Origin of the sequence: Pseudomonas sp. HTZ2 (assembly GCF_033173945.1) — a bacterium.
Classification (GTDB): Bacteria; Pseudomonadota; Gammaproteobacteria; order Pseudomonadales; family Pseudomonadaceae; genus Aquipseudomonas; species Aquipseudomonas guariconensis.
This window is the reverse complement of sequence record NZ_CP137332.1, coordinates 457,458-476,840: the sequence shown is the minus strand read 5'-3', so window position 1 is coordinate 476,840 and position 19,383 is coordinate 457,458. Positions and strand designations below refer to the sequence as shown.

16 protein-coding genes are annotated in these 19,383 nt (G+C 59.4%); 9 read left to right on the top strand and 7 right to left on the bottom strand.

Translation table 11 applies throughout. The features are described from left to right. Positions 1-15 precede the first annotated feature (15 nt). Positions 16-903, top strand: coding sequence for a LysR family transcriptional regulator (locus tag R6G97_RS02205; protein ID WP_070575617.1), 888 nt, complete (start codon positions 16-18; stop codon positions 901-903). Here R6G97_RS02205 and R6G97_RS02200 read toward each other — a convergent pair. The 3 genes from R6G97_RS02200 to R6G97_RS02190 are packed head-to-tail and all read right to left on the bottom strand — an operon-like array spanning position 892 to position 3,904. Next, the gene (locus tag R6G97_RS02200; RefSeq protein WP_102082094.1) at positions 892-1,710 is read right to left on the bottom strand and encodes a sulfite exporter TauE/SafE family protein; all 819 of its coding nucleotides are present in this window, start codon (positions 1,708-1,710) and stop codon (positions 892-894) included. The two genes, R6G97_RS02205 and R6G97_RS02200, sit on opposite strands and share 12 nt — an antisense overlap. Continuing rightward, entirely contained in the window at positions 1,707-2,987 is a 1,281-nt protein-coding gene (locus R6G97_RS02195) for an NAD(P)/FAD-dependent oxidoreductase (protein ID WP_317847742.1), read from the bottom strand. Before R6G97_RS02195 ends, R6G97_RS02200 begins: the two co-directional genes overlap by 4 nt. A 32-nt stretch (positions 2,988-3,019) precedes the next feature. Further along, complete coding sequence (locus R6G97_RS02190) at positions 3,020-3,904, bottom strand: MBL fold metallo-hydrolase (protein ID WP_090344134.1); 885 nt, start codon at positions 3,902-3,904, stop codon at positions 3,020-3,022. A gap of 317 nt (positions 3,905-4,221) precedes the next feature. Here R6G97_RS02190 and R6G97_RS02185 point away from each other — a divergent pair, with 317 nt between their 5' ends. Then, positions 4,222-5,526, top strand: a complete 1,305-nt coding sequence (locus R6G97_RS02185; protein ID WP_232092061.1) for a sigma-54 interaction domain-containing protein — start codon at positions 4,222-4,224, stop codon at positions 5,524-5,526. A 67-nt stretch (positions 5,527-5,593) separates the two neighbouring features. Here R6G97_RS02185 and gyrB read toward each other — a convergent pair whose 3' ends face one another. The 4 genes from gyrB to dnaA are packed head-to-tail and all read right to left on the bottom strand — an operon-like array spanning position 5,594 to position 11,817. Continuing rightward, on the bottom strand, positions 5,594-8,014 hold the full coding sequence (gyrB, locus tag R6G97_RS02180) for a DNA topoisomerase (ATP-hydrolyzing) subunit B (protein WP_043214213.1): 2,421 nt from the start codon (positions 8,012-8,014) through the stop codon (positions 5,594-5,596). A 4-nt stretch (positions 8,015-8,018) separates the two neighbouring features. Next, positions 8,019-9,122: a DNA replication/repair protein RecF gene (gene recF / locus R6G97_RS02175; protein WP_043214211.1), complete on the bottom strand. Its 1,104-nt coding sequence runs from the start codon at positions 9,120-9,122 to the stop codon at positions 8,019-8,021. Positions 9,123-9,137: 15 nt separating this feature from the next. Then, entirely contained in the window at positions 9,138-10,241 is a 1,104-nt protein-coding gene (gene dnaN / locus R6G97_RS02170) for a DNA polymerase III subunit beta (protein WP_317847741.1), read from the bottom strand. A gap of 40 nt (positions 10,242-10,281) precedes the next feature. Beyond that, positions 10,282-11,817: a chromosomal replication initiator protein DnaA gene (gene dnaA / locus R6G97_RS02165; RefSeq protein WP_043214207.1), complete on the bottom strand. Its 1,536-nt coding sequence runs from the start codon at positions 11,815-11,817 to the stop codon at positions 10,282-10,284. A 583-nt stretch (positions 11,818-12,400) separates the two neighbouring features. Here dnaA and rpmH point away from each other — a divergent pair. The 7 genes from rpmH (at position 12,401) to rsmG (ending at position 19,374) form a co-directional block, all read left to right on the top strand. Then, complete coding sequence (gene rpmH / locus R6G97_RS02160) at positions 12,401-12,535, top strand: 50S ribosomal protein L34 (RefSeq protein ID WP_003253163.1); 135 nt, start codon at positions 12,401-12,403, stop codon at positions 12,533-12,535. Positions 12,536-12,548: 13 nt separating this feature from the next. After that, entirely contained in the window at positions 12,549-12,953 is a 405-nt protein-coding gene (rnpA, locus tag R6G97_RS02155; RefSeq protein WP_070574400.1) for a ribonuclease P protein component, read from the top strand. Further along, positions 12,946-13,191: a membrane protein insertion efficiency factor YidD gene (gene yidD / locus R6G97_RS02150; RefSeq protein ID WP_011536514.1), complete on the top strand. Its 246-nt coding sequence runs from the start codon at positions 12,946-12,948 to the stop codon at positions 13,189-13,191. The genes rnpA and yidD overlap by 8 nt, the downstream gene beginning before the upstream one ends. A 2-nt stretch (positions 13,192-13,193) precedes the next feature. Then, positions 13,194-14,876 carry a membrane protein insertase YidC gene (yidC, locus tag R6G97_RS02145; protein ID WP_102081171.1) on the top strand — a complete coding sequence of 561 codons (1,683 nt, stop codon included), beginning with the start codon at positions 13,194-13,196 and terminating at the stop codon, positions 14,874-14,876. Between the two features lie 83 nt (positions 14,877-14,959). Continuing rightward, positions 14,960-16,330 carry a tRNA uridine-5-carboxymethylaminomethyl(34) synthesis GTPase MnmE gene (mnmE, locus tag R6G97_RS02140; RefSeq protein WP_070574402.1) on the top strand — a complete coding sequence of 457 codons (1,371 nt, stop codon included), beginning with the start codon at positions 14,960-14,962 and terminating at the stop codon, positions 16,328-16,330. Positions 16,331-16,834: 504 nt separating this feature from the next. Further along, positions 16,835-18,727, top strand: a complete 1,893-nt coding sequence (mnmG, locus tag R6G97_RS02135) for a tRNA uridine-5-carboxymethylaminomethyl(34) synthesis enzyme MnmG (protein WP_043214202.1) — start codon at positions 16,835-16,837, stop codon at positions 18,725-18,727. After that, a complete protein-coding gene (gene rsmG, locus R6G97_RS02130; RefSeq protein ID WP_043214199.1) occupies positions 18,724-19,374 on the top strand; it encodes a 16S rRNA (guanine(527)-N(7))-methyltransferase RsmG in 651 nt (216 codons plus the stop codon). The genes mnmG and rsmG overlap by 4 nt, the downstream gene beginning before the upstream one ends. Positions 19,375-19,383: the final 9 nt, after the last annotated feature.

The window sequence follows — 19,383 nt, the reverse complement described above, 5'->3', positions numbered from 1 at the left end:
GCCAAAAGGATCAGCATGTTCGACTGGAACGATCTGCGGTTTTTCCTCGAGTTGCAGCGCAGCGGCCGTTTGCTCAGCGCCGCCAAACGCCTCAACACCACCCACAGCACCGTGGCTCGGCATATCGAGAGCATCGAGCAGAGCCTGGGTACTGCGCTGTTCGTCCAGCACGCTCAGGGTTATGAACTCACGCCGTCCGGACAGGCTCTGCTCAAGCATGCCGAAGCCATGGAGAATGTGGCCTTGCTCGCTCAGGAAGAGATCACCCAGGCCATCACGCCATTGGGCAAGATCCGACTGGGGGTCACCGAGGGCATCGGCATCATGTTCTTCACCCCACGTATGAACGCCCTGTTCGAGCGCTACCCGGGGCTGGAAGTGGAACTGGTGGCGGTGCCGCGGTTCGTCAGCATCCTCAACCGGGAAGCAGAGATCAGCATCCACCTGGAGCGACCCAGCGCAGACCTGCTGATCACTCGCAAACTCACCGACTACCGCCTGGCGCTGTACGCCAGCCAGGCGTACCTGGATCGGGCGCCGCCGCTGCGCAACCGTGAGGACCTGGCCCGGCATAGCTGGATCGGCTATGTCGACGATCTGCTGTTCAGCCAAGAGCTGCTGTTTCTCAACAGTTTCTGCCGGGCGCCCAACGTGGTGTTCCGAAGCACCAGCGTGATCGCCCAGCAGCATGCCGCACGCGCCGGGCTGGGCATTGCCGTGCTGCCCAATTACATGGCCCGCCATGACCCCTCGCTGGTGCGGGTGCTGCCCAGTGAAACCATCCAGCGCAGCTACTGGATCTGCACCCGACGGGAGCTACACAAGTCGGTGCGCCTGCGGGTGGTCTGGGACTACCTGCTGGCCTTGTGCAACGCGGAGCAGGACGAACTGCTAGCCGAGTAGCGCCTTGCCCGCCAACAGCAATGCAGCGCCGATCCCCGTCACGGCAAATAACTGCTGCAGGCGTGGCCCGGCCAGCTTACTCGCCAGGGGCCGGGCCAGCAGCAGACCCAACACAGCCCCGACAGCAAACGGCGCGCCCACTGCCCAGTGCATGACACCGGCCAGGCTGGCGCTGACCACGCTGCCTGTGGATACCAGGGCGATCACCGCCAGGGAAGTGGCTACGATGCTCTTCATGTCCAGGTTGGTGTAGCGGTTCAGGGCCGGAATGATGACGAAGCCGCCACCGACGCCCAGCAGGCCGGACAGCAGCCCAGACAGCACACCGGTAAACGCCAGCGCGCGAGCACAAGGCAGGGTCCAGCGTAAGCGCCCCTGCAACGGGTTGAGCACGCAAGGCATGATCTGGCGCTCACCGCAGGCCGGTTCGCCGCGCAGTTCACGGCCGGCTTTGCGCCAAATGCGCTGGCAGGCATAGACCAACACGCCAGCGAACACCAACGCCAATGGCGTATTGGGCAGACGGTGCGCCAGCATCAGGCCGAGCGGTGCCGCGATGACCCCGAGGGCCGCGATGAACAACGCCGCACGGTAGCGCACCACCCCCTTGCGCAAACCCAGCACGGCGCCGACCCCGGCTGCCAACCCCACGGCGAGCAAGCCGATGGGCGCCGCTTCGACCATCGACAAACCGAGACCGAACACCAACAGGGGTACGGCAAGGATGCCCCCACCGGCACCAGTGAGTGCCAGCACGGCCCCAATGATCGCGCCGAGCCCAGCTCCGATCAGTTGATGTTCGATCACTGCCCGACCTCAGCCACCAGCGGTTGAGGTCGCGCCAACCATTCACGACCTTTGAGCATGCCTTTCCAGTACAACGGCGGGAGTATCTGCGCCTTGAGCAGCCAGGCCAGGCGAGTGGGCTGGCGACCATCGAGCAACCAACGCGGAAAGCTCGGCGCCACCTTGCCGCCGTAGGTGAACTCGGCAAGCACGATCTTCCCGCGCTCGACGGTAAGCGGGCAAGAACCATACCCATCGTATTGGGCGAGGGTGGGCAGGCGCCCCAGCGCAACTAGCACATTGTTAGCCACCACCGGCGCTTGCTTGCGCGCCGCAGCGGCGGTCTTGGCATTGCTGGTGTTGGTGACATCTCCCAGCGCATGGATGTTGGCGAACTGGCGGTGACGCAGCGTGGCAGGGTCCACATCGACCCAGCCGGCAGCATCGACCAGCGGGCTCTGGCGAATGAAGTCCGGCGCAACTTGTGGAGGCACTACATGCAGCATCTCGAAGCCCTCGACGCGGGTCTCGCTGCTGCCATCGGGCAATGTGCGCACGAAAGTCGCACGCTTGTTCGGGCCATCCACCGCCACCAGGCGATGGCTGTAGTTGAGGTCCACAGCGTACTTGTCGATGTAAGCCATCAGGGCCGGAACATAGTCAGGCACGCCGAACAGCACCGCGCCGGCATTGAAGAAACGGACCTTGATCGCGCCCAGGTGGCCTTGGCGCAACCAATGGTCACAGGACAGGTACAACGCTTTCTGGGGCGCACCGGCGCACTTGATTGGCATTGGCGGCTGGGTGAAGAGGGCACTGCCTTTTTTCAGGTTCTGCACCAACTGCCAGGTGTAGGGTGCCAGGTCATAGCGGTAGTTGGAGGTGACGCCGTTGCGGCCCAAGGTGTCGCTTAGACCTTCGATGGCGTTCCAGTCGAGCTTGAGGCCCGGGCAAACCACCAATTGCTCGTAGCTGACGGCGCGACCGTCCTCGAGCATGACCAGTTGCGCCTGGGGATCGAAGCGCTCGACCCGCGCCTTGATCCAGCGTACGCCACGCGGAATGGTCGAGGCCATGGTCCGGGCTGTGCTCGGGGCATCGAACACGCCCGCGCCGACCATGGTCCAGCCAGGCTGGTAGTAATGCACATCGGCCGGATCGATCACGGCGATGTCCAGGGATGGGTCGCGGCTGATCAGGCTGGAGGCGGTAGCGATACCGGCGGCGCCGGCTCCGACAATGACCACCTTGTGATGGTCAGCGCATGAAGAGTCGGCAGGGGACTGCAAGGCAGGCATGGCGGTGTTTCCTTGGAATAGTCGTTATGTGTTCAGAGCACGTTCAGCGGAATCTTCAGATAGCTCACGCCATTGTCCTCAGGCTCGGGGAACTGGCCGCTGCGCATGTTGACCTGCACCGAGGGCAGGATCAGCACGGGCATCTCGAGGGTGGCGTCACGGGCTTCGCGCATGGCCACGAAGTCGTCCTCGCTGATACCTTGGTGGATGTGGATGTTGCTGGCGCGCTGTTCGGCAACGGTCGTGACGAAGCGCATCTCCCGACCACCTGGCAGGTAGTCGTGGCACATGAACAGCTGAGTCGTGTCAGGGAAGGCCAGCAGGCGGCGGATCGAGCGATACAGCGTGCGCGCATCGGCGCCGGGGAAATCACAGCGCGCGGTGCCGTAGTCCGGCATGAACAGCGTGTCCCCTACAAACACCGCCATCTCGCCACTGTCCTCCACCACGTAGCTCATGCACGCCGGTGTATGCCCTGGCGTATGCAGGGCACGGGCACGCAGGTTGCCGATCAGGAAGATCTCCTCGTCTTCGAGCAGTACATCGAACTGGCTGCCATCCCGGGCAAAGCCTGGCGCTTCATTGAACAGTTCGCCGAAGGTCTTTTGCACTTGGGTGATGAGGGCGCCGATCGCTACATGTCCGCCCAGCTTTTCCTTCAGATAGGCCGCTGCGGAGAGGTGGTCGGCGTGGACATGGGTTTCCAAGATCCATTGGACCTGGGCACCCAACGCCTGTACCCGGGCGATCAAGGCATCGGCCGATTCGGTGCTGGTACGGCCCGATTTGGGATCGTAATCCAATACGCTGTCGATCAGCGCGCACTGGCCGGAGCTTCGGTCCAGAACGAGGTAACTGATGGTAGAGGTCACCTTGTCGTACAAGGCTTCCACATGAAGGTTGCTACCGATGATCATTGCACGTCTCCAGATTTATCCACCGCGCCTTCTAGAGGCGTAGGCAGTATTTGGAGGTTTATCAAGATGCATGCCAGTCAGGCGCAGTGGGCAGCGCTGGCTGTTACGCAGACGCGGTGGTGTCGGGAAGGCCAGTAAAAACAGGGAATTCACGGTGAACCCATTGCATCCGGAGCACGGATGACGCGAGCCAGGGTTCCCTCTGAACCACCAGGATCTGCCATGCCTGTCAGCCCCCTTGGCAGTCGACTGTCAGCCAATGGCAGTGTTTGGCAGTCCCTGTTAACCTCGCCGGGTACTTGCCACCGGTCACCGTCATGTCCGCGTTTAGTGTGTCAGCCCAGCATCCCGCCATCCTCGCCCTGGTGTCTTACCTGGAACACGATGTGCTGCCCAGCATCATTCTGGACACCGACTACAACATCCTCGCGGCCAATGCGGCCTATCGCCGTCAGTTCGGCAAGGATGATCACGCCCCCGTGGGAGAGAAATGCCACCGGGTTTCCCACCACTATGCGGTGCCATGTGACCAGGCGGGCGAGCATTGCCCCTTGCGCAAGGCGTGGGACAGCAAGGTGCCGGAGCGGGTTTTGCACATCCATCACACGCCTCGCGGGCCTGAGCATGTGGACGTAGAACTTCGACCGATCCTGGATGAACAGGGCGGGGTGGTGGCCTTCGTCGAACGGCTCACCAGCGTGACGCTTGCCTCGGCGCAACCTCAGGAGCAAGGGCTGGTAGGTCGATCAGCAGCATTCAAGACAGCCCTGGCGAGCCTGCAGCGGGCAGCGCCAGCGCAGATCCCGGTGTTGCTGCAAGGCGAGTCCGGTACTGGCAAGGAGCTGTTCGCCCGTGCCTTGCATCTGGGCAGCCCTCGGGCCAATGGCCCCTTGGTAGTGGTCGATTGTACGGGCCTCACCGAATCGCTGTTCGAAAGCGAGTTGTTCGGGTACGAGAAGGGCGCCTTCACCGGTGCCACCCAACGCAAGATCGGCCTGGCCGAAGCAGCCCATGGTGGCACCCTGTTTCTCGATGAGATTGGCGAAGTCCCCCTGGCAATGCAGGTGAAGCTGCTGCGCCTGATCGAGTCCGGCAGCTTCCGGCCCGTGGGCAGCACCCGTACGGTCCACTCCGATTTTCGCCTGGTCTCGGCGACCCACAAGCCTCTAAAGGAAATGGCCGCCGCCGGTACCTTCCGCGAAGACCTTTACTATCGCATCAGCGGCTTCCCCATCCGTTTGCCCGCCCTGAGAGAGCGCGTGGAAGACCTGCCATTACTGGCCGAGAGCCTGCTGCAGCGCATGGGTAAGCAATCACCGAAGTTGCTACCCGAAGCCCTCCAACGGCTGAGCATGCACCCATTCCCGGGGAACATCCGCGAATTACGCAACATCCTCGAGCGGGCACGCCTGTTTGCCGATGAAGGCCTGATTCGACCTGAGCACCTACCGGAGGACATCGGCCCGACGGCAGCTCAGGGTTTACGTCGTCGCAGTCGCAATGAGCTGGGCGACTTGGCCCAGGCCTTGGAAAACTTTCGCGGGTCACGCAGTGAACTGGCCCGTCATTTGGGCATGAGTGAGCGGACGTTGTATCGACGCTTGCGTGAATTGGGGCTGTAGGTTCTACGAGCCCATAAACAAAAAGCCCCGGCAATGCCGGGGCTTTTTGTTTATGCGGTGGACCTGATCAGAAGTCCAGGTTCGATACCGACAAGGCGTTGCTTTCGATGAAGTCACGGCGCGGCTCGACTGCATCACCCATCAAGGTGTTGAACAGCTGGTCGGCAGCGATCGCGTCTTCGATGGTTACCTTCAGCATCCGGCGTACGGTTGGGTCCATAGTGGTCTCCCACAGCTGATCCGGGTTCATCTCACCCAGACCTTTGTATCGCTGGATGGTGTGACGCTTGGCGGTTTCGTTCATCAGCCAATCCAGGGCTTCCTTGAACTCAGTGACCGCCTTGCGACGCTCGCCCCGCTGCACGTAGGCACCTTCGCCGAGGAGGGTGCTGAGCTTGGCGCCAATGGCGACTACAGTCCGGTAGTCGTTGCTGCCGAAGAAGTCACGATTGAAGGTGACGTAGCTGGCCAACCCGTGGGAGGTGATTTCCACTTCCGGCAGCCAGAGGTTGCGTTCCTTGTCTTCGCGCAGGCTGGCCTGGTAGGTGAGGCCGGACTTCTGGCTGTTGCTCAGACGCTCCTGGAACTGCGCCAGCCAGGTCTGCATAACAGCTTGGTTGGCCAGTTGCTCCAGGGTGACTTCCGGCAGGTAGATGAAGTGCTCGGTAAGCTCTTCAGGATACAGACGCGAAAGACGCTTGAGCGTTTTCATCACGGAACGGAATTCGTTCACCAGGCTTTCAAGCTGAACGCCGGAAACCGCTGGCGCCGATTCGTCCAGGTGCAGGCTGGCATCTTCCAGGGCCGACTGCGTCATGTACTCCTCCATGGCGTCGTCGTCCTTGATGTACTGCTCTTGCTTGCCTTTCTTCACCTTGTACAGCGGTGGCTGGGCGATATAGATGTAGCCGCGCTCGACCAGCTCTGGCAGTTGGCGGAAGAAGAAGGTCAGCAGCAGGGTACGGATGTGCGAACCGTCCACGTCAGCATCGGTCATGATGATGATGTTGTGATAACGCAGCTTGTCGATGTTGTACTCTTCACGGCCAATACCGCAGCCCAGGGCAGTGATCAAGGTGCCCACTTCCTGGGAGGAGATCATCTTGTCGAAACGCGCTTTCTCGACGTTGAGGATCTTACCCTTGAGCGGCAGGATCGCCTGGGTGCGACGGTTACGACCTTGCTTGGCCGAGCCACCCGCGGAGTCACCCTCCACCAGGTACAGTTCGGAAAGGGCAGGGTCCTTTTCCTGGCAATCAGCGAGTTTGCCTGGCAGGCCTGCGATGTCCAATGCACCTTTGCGGCGGGTCATCTCACGTGCCTTGCGCGCTGCTTCACGGGCGCGGGCAGCATCGATCATCTTGCCGACCACCGCCTTGGCTTCGTTGGGGTTTTCCAACAGGAAATCGGCAAAGTACTTGTTCATCTCCTGTTCCACGGCGGTCTTCACCTCCGAGGAAACCAGCTTGTCCTTGGTCTGCGAGCTGAACTTCGGATCCGGCACCTTGACCGAGATGATCGCGGTCAGACCTTCACGGGCATCGTCGCCAGTAGTCGCGACCTTGTTCTTCTTGGCCAGACCTTCCTGTTCGATGTAGTTGTTCAAGCTACGGGTGAGCGAGGAGCGGAAACCGACCAGGTGGGTACCACCGTCGCGCTGCGGAATGTTGTTGGTGAAGCACAGCAGGTTTTCGTTGAAGCTGTCGTTCCACTGAAGGGCGACTTCGACACCCACACCGTCGTCACGTTGAACATTGAAGTGGAACACCTGGGAGTTGACCGGGGTCTTGTTGGTGTTCAGGTATTCGACGAACGCGCGCAGGCCACCTTCATACTTGAAGAACTCTTCCTTGCCGGTACGTTCATCCTTGAGCAGGATGCCGACGCCCGAGTTCAGGAACGACAGTTCGCGAATACGCTTGGCAAGGATGTCCCAGCTGAAGTGGATGTTCTTGAAGGTTTCGGCCGAAGGCTTGAAGTGAATATGTGTACCGGTAGTTTCACTCTCACCGACCACTGCCATCGGGGCCTGTGGAACACCGTGAACGTACGTCTGTTCCCAGATCTTGCCACTACGGCGAACGGTCAGTACCAGCTTCTCGGACAGGGCGTTCACAACGGAAACACCTACACCGTGCAGGCCGCCCGAAACCTTATAGGAGTTGTCGTCGAACTTACCGCCCGCATGGAGGACGGTCATGATGACCTCAGCTGCCGAGACACCTTCTTCTTTGTGCACGTCGACAGGAATGCCGCGACCGTTGTCGCGAACACTAATGGATTCGTCCGGGTGAATGATGACAGTGATGTCGTCGCAATGACCCGCGAGGGCTTCGTCGATCGAGTTGTCGACCACCTCGAAGACCATGTGGTGCAGGCCGCTGCCATCATCGGTGTCGCCAATGTACATGCCGGGGCGTTTGCGCACGGCATCCAGTCCTTTCAGCACCTTGATGCTGGAGGAGTCGTACGTTTGATTTTCGCTCATGCCTTCACTCCCGATGGTCGTGGGTCTGGGTGATACGGCCTTGTTCCACGTGGAACAAAGCAACTGGCGTTTCCGTCTGCCAGCCTTCCCTCAGTAATTCGTGATCTACACAGGTGATAAAAACCTGGCAGTGTAATTCTTCAAGCAAGCGACATAGCGCGAGACGATGCTGCTCATCCAGTTCGGACGGCAAGTCATCCACGAGATAAATACAATGACCGCGGCGTGCTTGGCTGACGAGGTGGCCCTGGGCAATCCGCAAGGCGCAGACCACCAGTTTCTGCTGACCTCGGGACAAAATGTCGGCGGCATTGTTTGCGCCCAATCGCAGACGCAAATCAGCACGCTGCGGCCCCGCCTGGGTGTGCCCGATTTGCTGATCGCGAAGAAGAGAGGAGGCGAGTACTTCGTTGAGTTCCCGGTCCTTGTCCCAGCCTCGGTAGTAGCTCAGGGTTAACCCGTCCAGCTCAACCAGTTCACTCAGGGTTCGCTCGAAGACAGGCTTCAAGGCCTTGATGTAATTGCGACGGTATTCATCTATCTCCGCACTGGCCAGGCATAACTCCCGGTCCCAGGCGGCTTGCGAAGCAGCGTCAAGTGTACCATGACGCAACCATGAGTTCCGCTGCCGCAGCGCCTTCTGCAGGCGCTGCCAGGCAGTCATGAATCGAGGTTCCACGTGGAACACTCCCCAATCCAGAAACTGCCGACGCACTTTCGGGGCACCCTCGAGCAGGCGGAAGCTGTCCGGGTTGATGAGCTGCAACGGCAGTAGTTCAGCGAGTTGAGCTGTACTACGCGCATTCTGCCCATCGATACGGATAGTGAAATCGCCCTGACGATCCCGCGATATTCCCAGATTGCTCGTTCCGCCTTCGACAAGCTGAACCTCTCCAAATACGGTGCAGGTAGGCTGCTCGTATTGAATGACCGGGTTCAGACGTGTACTGCGAAAGGAACGGGCGAGCCCCAACAGATGCACAGCTTCGAGCACGCTGGTCTTGCCGCTGCCGTTGGCGCCGTAAAGGATGTTGATGCGGGGGGAGGGAGAGAGGGTCACCGGGTGCAAGTTGCGCACCGCGGTGACCATGATACGTCGAAGTGACATTTGGCCTGCTACAGGTTACAGACGCATCGGCATGACGACGTAAGAAGAGTCATCGTTGCCGGCTTCCTGAAGCAGGGCGCTGCTATTGGAGTCGGACAGAATCAGGCGAACCTGCTCCGTGGTCATCACGCCCAACACGTCGAGCAGATAGCTGACGTTGAACCCGATCTCAAGCGAGCTGCCGTTGTAATCGACGCTGATTTCTTCCTCAGCCTCTTCCTGCTCCGGGTTATTCGCCTGGATCTTCAATTGGCCCGAAGCCAGTTGCAGACGAATGCCACGGTATTTCTCGTTGGAAAGGATGGCAGTACGGCTGAAGGCTTCTCGCAGGGCCTGGCGATCGCCGATCACCAGCTTGTCACCACCTTTTGGCAGCACACGCTCATAGTCCGGGAACTTGCCGTCTACCAGCTTGGAAGTAAAGGTGAACTCACCGGTGGTCGCACGAATATGGTGCTGACCTAGAACGATGCTGACCATGCCTTCCGGATCGGTGAGCAGACGCGACAGCTCGAGAATACCCTTGCGTGGCACGATGACTTGGTGGCGTTCGGCCTGGCCAATGGCGGCTTGCATGGAGCACAGCGCCAGACGGTGACCGTCAGTGGCAACCGCTCGGAGGGTATCGGTCGACACTTCCAACAGCATGCCGTTGAGGTAGTAACGCACGTCCTGCTGAGCCATGGCGAAGCTGGTGCGCTCGATCAAGCGACGCAGCTTGCTCTGTTCCAGGTTGCAAGTCAGCGAGCCAGGACCTTCCTCGACGGTCGGGAAGTCATTGGCCGGCAGCGTCGAGAGGGTAAAACGGCTGCGCCCGGCCTTGACCAGCAACTTCTGCTCGTCGACCTTGATATCGATCAGAGCGTCGCTCGGCAAGCTCTTGCAGATATCCATCAGCTTGCGCGCTGGGACAGTGATCTCGCCCGGCTCGGCCGGCTCTTCCAGTTGCACACGGCCAACCAGCTCGACTTCCAGGTCGGTACCGGTCAACGACAGTTGCTGGCCTTGCACGACCAACAGCACATTGGACAGGACCGGCAAGGTCTGGCGGCGCTCGACGACGCCTGCGACCAGTTGCAGGGGTTTCAACAGGGCTTCGCGTTGAATGGTGAAATGCATGGTCTAGTCCCTTGCCTTCAATTAGCTGCACCGACGTTCATCAGGTCGTCAGCGTACGCAGCAGGTTCTTGTAGTCCTCGCGGATATCCGCATCGGATTCTTTCAGTTCGTTGATCTTGCGGCAGGCGTGCAGCACGGTGGTGTGGTCCCGACCGCCAAACATGTCGCCGATCTCCGGCAAACTGTGGTTGGTCAGTTCTTTGGACAACGCCATGGCAACCTGACGCGGGCGTGCAACCGAACGCGAACGTCGTTTGGACAACAGATCGGCGATCTTGATCTTGTAGTACTCGGCCACGGTGCGCTGGATGTTATCCACACTCACAAGCTTGTCTTGCAGAGCCAGCAGATCCTTGAGCGACTCGCGAATCAGCTCGATGGTGATATCCCGGCCCATGAAGTGGGAGTGGGCGATCACCCGTTTCAAAGCACCTTCCAGCTCACGCACGTTGGAGCGTATGCGCTGGGCGATGAAGAACGCTGCATCGTGGGGCAGCTCGACCTTCGCCTGGTCGGCCTTCTTCATAAGAATCGCCACGCGGGTTTCGAGCTCCGGCGGCTCCACGGCGACCGTCAGGCCCCAACCGAACCGCGATTTGAGGCGCTCCTCCAGGCCTTCGATTTCCTTCGGGTAACGGTCACTGGTGAGAATCACCTGCTGACCGCCCTCGAGCAAGGCGTTGAAGGTGTGGAAAAACTCTTCCTGGGAACGCTCCTTACGGGCGAAGAACTGGATATCGTCGATCAGCAATGCGTCGACTGAGCGATAGAAGCGCTTGAACTCGTTGATCGCATTGAGCTGCAGCGCCTTGACCATGTCGGCGACGAAACGCTCGGAATGCAGGTACACCACCTTGGCATTCGGGTTCTTTTTCAGCAGATGGTTACCCACAGCGTGCATGAGGTGGGTTTTACCCAGGCCCACACCACCATAAAGGAACAGCGGGTTGTAACCATGCTTAGGGTTGTCGGCCACCTGCCAGGCCGCAGCGCGAGCCAATTGGTTGGACTTACCCTCGACGAAGGTTTCGAAGGTGAAGGTACGGTTGAGGTAGCTGGTGTGCTTGAGCGCGCCTTCGACCTGGACCGTGCGTTGCTCGGTGCGTGTGCTGGTGGCCGGCGCAGAAGCAGGCTCGCCCATCACGTCGAAACTGTCGCGCGAAGACGGCTCTTCGATCTCGAGCGCAGGTGCCAGCTCAAGTGCAGGTTCAACGACCGGCTCGCTCGGCTGCACGACCTGTGCGGCTTGCTGGACTTGGGTCTGCTGGGCCATTGACGCAGCGACCGCGGCACTGACAGGCGCATTGGGTGCAGCACGCGGAGCGGAACTGCGACGGCTACCTATTAATAAGGAAAGGGCAGGCGCAATGCCATTGCCACGCTCGCCCAACAGCTCGAGCAGACGGCCCAGGTACTTTTCGTTGACCCAATCGAGAACGAAACGGTTGGGCGCATAGACGCGCAACTCGTCGCCTTCGGCTTCGACCTGTAGCGGACGGATCCAGGTGTTGAATTGCTGGGCAGGCAGTTCATCGCGCAGAAGCTCCACGCACTGCTGCCAAAGTTCCACTGACACGGATATCCCCTGAGTTGAAAGCCGGATGAGGCAAAAACAAACCGCCATTGTACCGGGAGGTAGACCAGTTATCCACATGTGACACCGACTTGCACAGGGACAAATCGGCCAAAAAACTTCCTAAACGCCTTACCTGCGCTGTGAATAAGCTCTGTGGATAACCAGCCCTGAGCACTATGCACAACCCCACCCTCAGACCTGTTGATAACTCAGCTGTGGATAACAAGCTGTTCGCTCCACAGGTTGTGCGTGTCATCAGCACAGCGAAGGCACCGCTTACCGACAAGGTTATGATTTCCTGAAACGCACGCGGATAAAGGCCTGGGGTAGGTTATCCACAGATCGTTATCCACTAAAGATCTATAAGTTCTTCAGAAAAGCTTTTTATATGTCCTTCTTTTTTTTCATGTTGTCCTCTCGCCCACGTCCGGATCAAGCCACCTGACGGCCTTCGACCCCTCCGTACCTTCTATAGGCAAAAGCTGGTTGGAAATTGACCTATGGGCTTGCTTTCTCTAGAATCGCCGGTCTCTTAAAAAGGGGGCCATTCCGGCCCGTTGTCGACAAACCCAGGTAACACGCCATGAAACGTACTTTCCAACCAAGCACCATCAAGCGCGCGCGCACCCACGGCTTCCGTGCCCGTATGGCTACCAAGAACGGCCGCGCTGTTCTGTCGCGTCGTCGTGCCAAAGGCCGTAAGCGTCTGGCAATTTGATTTTTCGGCACAGGTGGTGAGTCAGGACTTCAGTCGGGATAAGCGACTGCTTACACCCCGGCACTTCAAAGCGGTCTTCGACTCCCCAACCGGCAAGGTTCCAGGGAAAAACCTGCTGATCCTTGCTCGCGAGAACGGCCTCGATCATCCACGCCTCGGCTTGGTGATCGGCAAGAAGAGCGTCAAGCTCGCCGTTCAACGCAATCGTCTCAAGCGCTTGATGCGCGATTCGTTCCGTCTGAACCAGCAGCTGCTCGCCGGGTTGGACATCGTGATCGTCGCGCGCAAGGGATTGGGCGAGATTGAAAACCCAGAATTGCACCAACACTTTGGCAAGCTCTGGAAGCGACTGGTTCGCAGTCGGCCCTCTCCAGCGGCTAATGCCGATTCCGCAGGGGTAGACAGTCACGATGCGTAAACTGGCACTCGTTCCGATCCAGTTTTACCGTTATGCCATTAGTCCACTGATGGCCAGTCACTGTCGTTTCTACCCCAGTTGCTCCTGTTACGCTTATGAAGCCATTGAAAACCATGGCCTCTTGCGTGGTGGGTGGCTGGCCGTTCGTCGCCTGGGGCGTTGTCATCCGTGGAACGACGGTGGTTTCGATCCCGTTCCGCCCGCTCCTTCCTCCCGAACTTCTTCGATAGCCGAGTAATCATGGATATTAAACGCACGATCCTGATCGTCGCCCTGGCAATCGTGTCCTACGTCATGGTCCTGAAATGGAACCAAGACTACGGTCAGGCTGCCTTGCCGACTCAGAATACTGCTGCCAGCAATGTTGCCCCGGCGCTGCCGGACACCGTTCCGGCCGGCAATAACGGCGCCAGCGCCGATGTGCCGAGCACCAATGCTGAAGCGACCCCAGCGGAGCTGGCACCTGTCGCTGTCAGCAAGGACCTGATCCGGATCAAGACTGATGTCCTGGACCTGGCTATCGACCCGGTCGGCGGTGATATCGTCCAGTTGACTCTGCCGAAGTACCCGCGTCGCCAGGATCATCCGGACATTCCGTTCCAGCTGTTCGACAACGGTGGCGAGCGCGTCTACCTGGCCCAGAGTGGCCTGACGGGCAGCAACGGTCCGGACGCCCGTTCCACCGGCCGCCCGCTGTACGCTTCCGACAGCAAGAGCTACCAGCTGGCTGATGGCCAGGACCAACTGGTGGTGGACCTGAAGTTCAGCGAAAACGGCGTCAACTACATCAAGCGCTTCAGCTTCAAGCGCGGTGAGTACGACCTGACCGTCAGCTACCTGATCGATAACCAGAGCGGCCAAGCCTGGAACGGCAACCTGTTTGCCCAACTCAAGCGTGACGCCAGTTCCGATCCGTCGTCGAGCACTGCTACCGGCACCGCCACCTATCTGGGCGCAGCCCTGTGGACAGCTTCGGAGCCGTACAAGAAAGTGTCGATGAAGGACATCGACAAGGGCAGTTTGAAAGAAAATGTGTCCGGTGGCTGGGTTGCCTGGCTGCAGCACTACTTCGTGACCGCCTGGATCCCGAATAAATCGGACAACAACGTCGTCCAGACCCGCAAGGACAGCCAGGGCAACTACATCATCGGTTACACCGGTCCCGCTCTGAACATCCCAGCTGGCGCCAAGGCTGAAACCAGCGCCATGCTGTATGCCGGTCCCAAGATCCAGTCCAAGCTCAAGGAACTGTCCCCAGGGCTGGAACTGACGGTCGACTATGGCTTCCTGTGGTTCATTGCCCAGCCGATCTTCTGGCTGCTGCAACATATCCACAGCCTGCTGGGTAACTGGGGCTGGTCGATCATCGTCCTGACCATGCTCATCAAAGGTCTGTTCTTCCCACTTTCCGCCGCCAGCTATCGCTCGATGGCGCGTATGCGCGCCGTTGCGCCGAAACTGGCCCAGCTCAAGGAACGCTTCGGTGATGATCGCCAGAAGATGTCCCAGGCGATGATGGAGCTGTACAAGAAAGAGAAGATCAACCCACTGGGTGGCTGCTTGCCGATCCTGGTCCAGATGCCGGTGTTCCTGGCGCTGTATTGGGTACTGCTGGAAAGTGTCGAGATGCGCCAGGCCCCATGGATGCTGTGGATTACCGACCTGTCGATCAAGGATCCGTTCTTCATCCTGCCGATCATCATGGGCGCCACCATGTTCATCCAGCAGCGTCTGAACCCGACTCCGCCGGATCCGATGCAAGCGAAGGTCATGAAGCTGATGCCGATCATCTTCACCTTCTTCTTCCTGTGGTTCCCAGCCGGTCTGGTGCTGTACTGGGTTGTGAACAACTGCCTGTCCATCGCACAGCAGTGGTACATCACCCGTAGCATCGAAGCCGCAACCAAAAAAGCTGCTGCTTGACCAACGGCTGACGGCTGTGAATAAAAACGCCCCCTCGTGGGGCGTTTTTGCTATCTGTGTATTTTCCGTAGAGGTTTTCGAGCATGAACACTGTGCGTGAAACCATCGCCGCCATTGCAACCGCCCAGGGGCGCGGAGGCGTTGGCATCGTCAGGTTGTCCGGTCCACTGGCCAGCCAGGCAGGGCAGGCCATCACCGGCCGAATCCTGACGCCACGCCATGCCCACTATGGCCCGTTCCGTGACAACGATGGCCTGGTGTTGGATGAAGGCATCGCCTTGTTCTTCCCGGGGCCGAACTCATTTACCGGCGAAGATGTCCTGGAGCTGCAAGGTCATGGTGGTCCGGTGGTGATGGACATGCTCCTGCAGCGTTGTCTGCAGTTGGGCTGCCGCCTTGCACGCCCAGGTGAATTCAGCGAACGGGCGTTTCTCAACGACAAACTCGACCTCGCCCAGGCTGAAGCGATCGCCGACCTGATCGAGGCGAGCTCCACCCAGGCAGCGCGAAACGCCCTTCGCTCACTGCAGGGCGCTTTCTCCAAGCGGGTGCACGATCTGACCGAAGCGTTGATCGCATTGCGCATCTACGTCGAGGCGGCGATCGACTTCCCTGAAGAGGAGATCGATTTTCTAGCCGATGGCCATGTACTGTCGATGCTCGATAACGTGCGCAGCGAGTTGTCCACAGTCCAGCGTGAAGCCGGGCAGGGCGCTTTGCTGCGCGACGGCATGACCGTCGTCATCGCTGGTCGTCCGAATGCCGGAAAGTCCAGCCTGCTCAATCGCCTGGCTGGTCGGGAAGCCGCTATCGTCACGGACATCGCCGGGACCACGCGGGATATCCTGCGTGAACATATCCACATCGATGGCATGCCGCTGCACGTAGTGGACACCGCTGGCCTGCGCGACACCGACGATCATGTGGAAAAGATCGGCGTCGAACGTGCCCTGAAGGCCATCAATGAAGCGGATCGGGTGCTCTTGGTAGTGGATTCCACAGCGCCGGAAGCAAGCGATCCGTTCGCCCTGTGGCCAGAATTTCTCGACAAGCGGCCAGACCCAGCCAAGGTCACACTGATACGAAACAAGGCCGACCTCAGTGGTGAGTCAGTCGGCATGGAGCAGTGTGAAGATGGCCACGTGACCATCACCCTCAGCGCCAAGGGTGAAGACGGTGGGCTGGAGTTGTTACGCGATCATCTCAAGGCTTGCATGGGCTACGAGCAGACTGCCGAAAGCAGTTTCAGCGCCCGACGGCGTCATCTGGAAGCCCTGCGCCAAGCCGAGTCGCATCTGGAGCATGGTCGCGCTCAACTGACCTTGGCCGGCGCCGGAGAATTACTGGCCGAAGACCTGCGACAGGCACAGCAAGCACTGGGCGAGATCACCGGGGCCTTCAGTTCCGACGACCTGCTGGGACGTATCTTCTCGAGCTTCTGTATCGGCAAATAGCGTCGGGCCGAGGTTTTACACAGAGCCGCTCCACCGGGAGCGGCTTTTTTTTGCCTGTGGAAAGACCCGGCGGGCAGCCCGATCGCGGAAAAAATCATCAACAGATGCGAAGCAGAGCGGATAAGCTCTGTGGAAAAGTCGCCTTCAGCACCATTGATAACCAGCTATTTTTGTTGAGGACAAACCGCCCTGTGGGTAATTGGCACTTTAATCCACAGGTTAAACGCTGTTATCCAGAACCCTCATGCCTCTTCAAACACAGGGTTTTGAATCCACCAAGAGTGCATGGATACTGGGCTGCATAAGTTTATCCACAGGGGGCTGGGTGCATAAGAATAAACATAAAAACAAAGCTTTTTTAAATTTTTCCTCTTTGTTTTCTTTTACCTGCCATTCATCCACAGCCTGGTCAAATTTTGCTCAGAAGGTTCCTTTGAAGGGGGTGAAGTCCCTATACTTGTCCGCTTACCTTCTCTATTCGCAAAAACAGGCACGAGGTGCGTGGTGGATTTCCCTTCCCGTTTTGAAGTGATCGTCATCGGCGGCGGCCATGCCGGTACCGAGGCTGCGCTTGCGTCCGCACGCATGGGTGTGAAAACCCTGCTGCTGACCCATAACGTGGAAACCCTCGGTCACATGAGCTGCAACCCGGCTATCGGTGGCATTGGCAAGAGTCACCTGGTCAAGGAAATCGATGCGCTCGGCGGCGCCATGGCGCTGGCCACCGACAAAAGCGGCATCCAGTTTCGTATCCTGAACAACCGCAAAGGCCCCGCCGTCCGTGCGACCCGTGCCCAGGCTGACCGCGCTATCTACAAGGCCGTGGTCCGCGAGATCCTGGAAAACCAGCCGAACCTGTGGATATTCCAGCAGTCCTGTGATGACCTGATCGTCGAGCAGGACCAGGTCAAAGGCGTCATTACCCAGATGGGTCTGCGCTTTTTCGCCGACTCGGTGGTTCTGACTACTGGTACCTTCCTCGGTGGACTTATCCACATCGGTCTGCAGAACTATTCCGGCGGTCGTGCAGGCGATCCGCCCGCGATCGCCTTGGCCCACCGCCTGCGTGAACTGCCGCTGCGCGTCGGTCGTCTGAAAACCGGTACCCCACCTCGTATCGACGGGCGTTCGGTTGACTTCTCGGTGATGACCGAGCAACCCGGTGACACACCGATTCCAGTCATGTCGTTCATGGGCAATGCCGACATGCACCCACGCCAGGTGAGTTGCTGGATCACCCATACCAATGCCCGTACCCACGAGATCATCGCCTCGAACCTCGACCGTTCACCGATGTACTCGGGCGTCATCGAAGGCGTAGGACCGCGGTACTGCCCATCGATCGAAGACAAGATCCATCGCTTCGCCGACAAGGAAAGCCACCAGGTGTTCATCGAGCCGGAAGGCCTGACCACCCACGAGCTATACCCCAACGGCATCTCCACTTCGCTGCCGTTCGATGTGCAACTGGACATCGTCCGCTCGATCCGTGGCATGGAAAATGCCCACATCGTTCGCCCGGGCTACGCCATCGAGTACGACTATTTCGACCCGCGCGACCTCAAGTACAGCCTGGAGACCAAGGTCATTGGCGGGCTGTTCTTCGCCGGGCAGATCAATGGCACCACCGGCTACGAAGAGGCCGGGGCCCAAGGTCTGCTGGCCGGCACCAACGCCGCGCTTCGCGCCCAGGGCCGTGACAGCTGGTGTCCGCGCCGCGACGAGGCCTACATCGGTGTACTGGTCGACGACCTGATTACCCTCGGTACCCAAGAGCCATACCGCATGTTCACTTCGCGTGCCGAATACCGGCTGATCCTGCGCGAGGACAATGCCGATCTGCGCTTGACAGAGAAGGGCCGCGAGCTCGGGCTGATCGACGACGCCCGCTGGGCGGCGTTCTGCGCCAAGCGTGAAGGCATCGAGCGGGAGGAACAGCGGCTGAAATCCACATGGATCCGTCCGGGAACGCCCGAAGGCCAGGCGGTTGTGGATAAGTTCGGCACACCGCTGAGCCATGAGTACAACTTGCTGAACTTGCTGGCGCGTCCTGAAATCGACTATGCCGGATTGATCGAAGCGACCGGTGGGGAACAAATCGATCCACAGGTGGCCGAACAGGTCGAGATCAAGACGAAATACGCCGGCTATATCGACCGTCAGCAGGAAGAAATCGCCCGCCTGCGTGCCAGCGAAGATACCCGTCTGCCTGTGGATATCGACTACACCACGATTTCCGGGCTGTCTAAGGAAATCCAGAGCAAGCTCGGCCAGACGCGTCCAGAGACCCTCGGGCAGGCTTCGCGTATTCCGGGCGTGACGCCCGCCGCAATTTCCCTGTTGCTGATTCATCTGAAAAAACGCGGCGCAGGCCGCGAATTGGAGCAAAGCGCTTGAGTTCCCTGGTCACCCCGCAACATGCAGAAGAGTTGTCCACAGGCGCGCGCCAGCTCGGTGTCGAGCTGAGCCCGCAACAGCAGGAAAAACTGCTGGGTTACCTGGCCCTGTTGATCAAGTGGAACAAAGCGTACAACCTGACCGCAGTGCGCGACCCAGACGAGATGGTGTCGCGCCATTTGCTCGACAGCCTGAGCGTCATGTCGTTTATCCACAAAGACACCCAGCGTTGGCTGGATGTCGGCAGTGGCGGCGGTATGCCGGGGATTCCGTTGGCCATTCTGCATCCGCACAAGCAAGTGACGCTTCTCGACAGCAATGGCAAGAAGACACGCTTCCTTACCCAAGTGAAGATGGAGCTCAAGCTGGACAACCTGCAGGTTATCCACAGCCGTGTGGAAGAGTTCCAACCGGCGCAGCCGTTCTGCGGGATCATCTCTCGTGCGTTCAGCAGCATGGAGAACTTCACCAACTGGACACGCCACTTGGGCGACGCCCGGACGCAATGGCTTGCAATGAAGGGGCTGCATCCGGCCGATGAACTGGTAGCATTGCCCGCAGACTTCACAGTGGAAAGCGAGCAGGCCCTGACCGTTCCGGGTTGCCAGGGCCAGCGCCATCTGCTGATACTGCGCCGCAAGGCATGACTGGGAACA

Excerpts from the sequence above, each read along its gene's own strand:
- R6G97_RS02205 (WP_070575617.1), top strand. The coding sequence starts at position 16 with ATGTTCGACTGGAACGATCTGCGGTTTTTCCTCGAGTTGCAGCGCAGC.
- R6G97_RS02195 (WP_317847742.1), bottom strand. The coding sequence starts at position 2,987 with ATGCCTGCCTTGCAGTCCCCTGCCGACTCTTCATGCGCTGACCATCAC.
- R6G97_RS02190 (WP_090344134.1), bottom strand. The coding sequence starts at position 3,904 with ATGATCATCGGTAGCAACCTTCATGTGGAAGCCTTGTACGACAAGGTG.
- R6G97_RS02185 (WP_232092061.1), top strand. The coding sequence starts at position 4,222 with ATGTCCGCGTTTAGTGTGTCAGCCCAGCATCCCGCCATCCTCGCCCTG.
- gyrB (WP_043214213.1), bottom strand. The coding sequence starts at position 8,014 with ATGAGCGAAAATCAAACGTACGACTCCTCCAGCATCAAGGTGCTGAAA.
- recF (WP_043214211.1), bottom strand. The coding sequence starts at position 9,122 with ATGTCACTTCGACGTATCATGGTCACCGCGGTGCGCAACTTGCACCCG.
- dnaN (WP_317847741.1), bottom strand. The coding sequence starts at position 10,241 with ATGCATTTCACCATTCAACGCGAAGCCCTGTTGAAACCCCTGCAACTG.
- rpmH (WP_003253163.1), top strand. The coding sequence starts at position 12,401 with ATGAAACGTACTTTCCAACCAAGCACCATCAAGCGCGCGCGCACCCAC.
- yidD (WP_011536514.1), top strand. The coding sequence starts at position 12,946 with ATGCGTAAACTGGCACTCGTTCCGATCCAGTTTTACCGTTATGCCATT.
- yidC (WP_102081171.1), top strand. The coding sequence starts at position 13,194 with ATGGATATTAAACGCACGATCCTGATCGTCGCCCTGGCAATCGTGTCC.
- mnmE (WP_070574402.1), top strand. The coding sequence starts at position 14,960 with ATGAACACTGTGCGTGAAACCATCGCCGCCATTGCAACCGCCCAGGGG.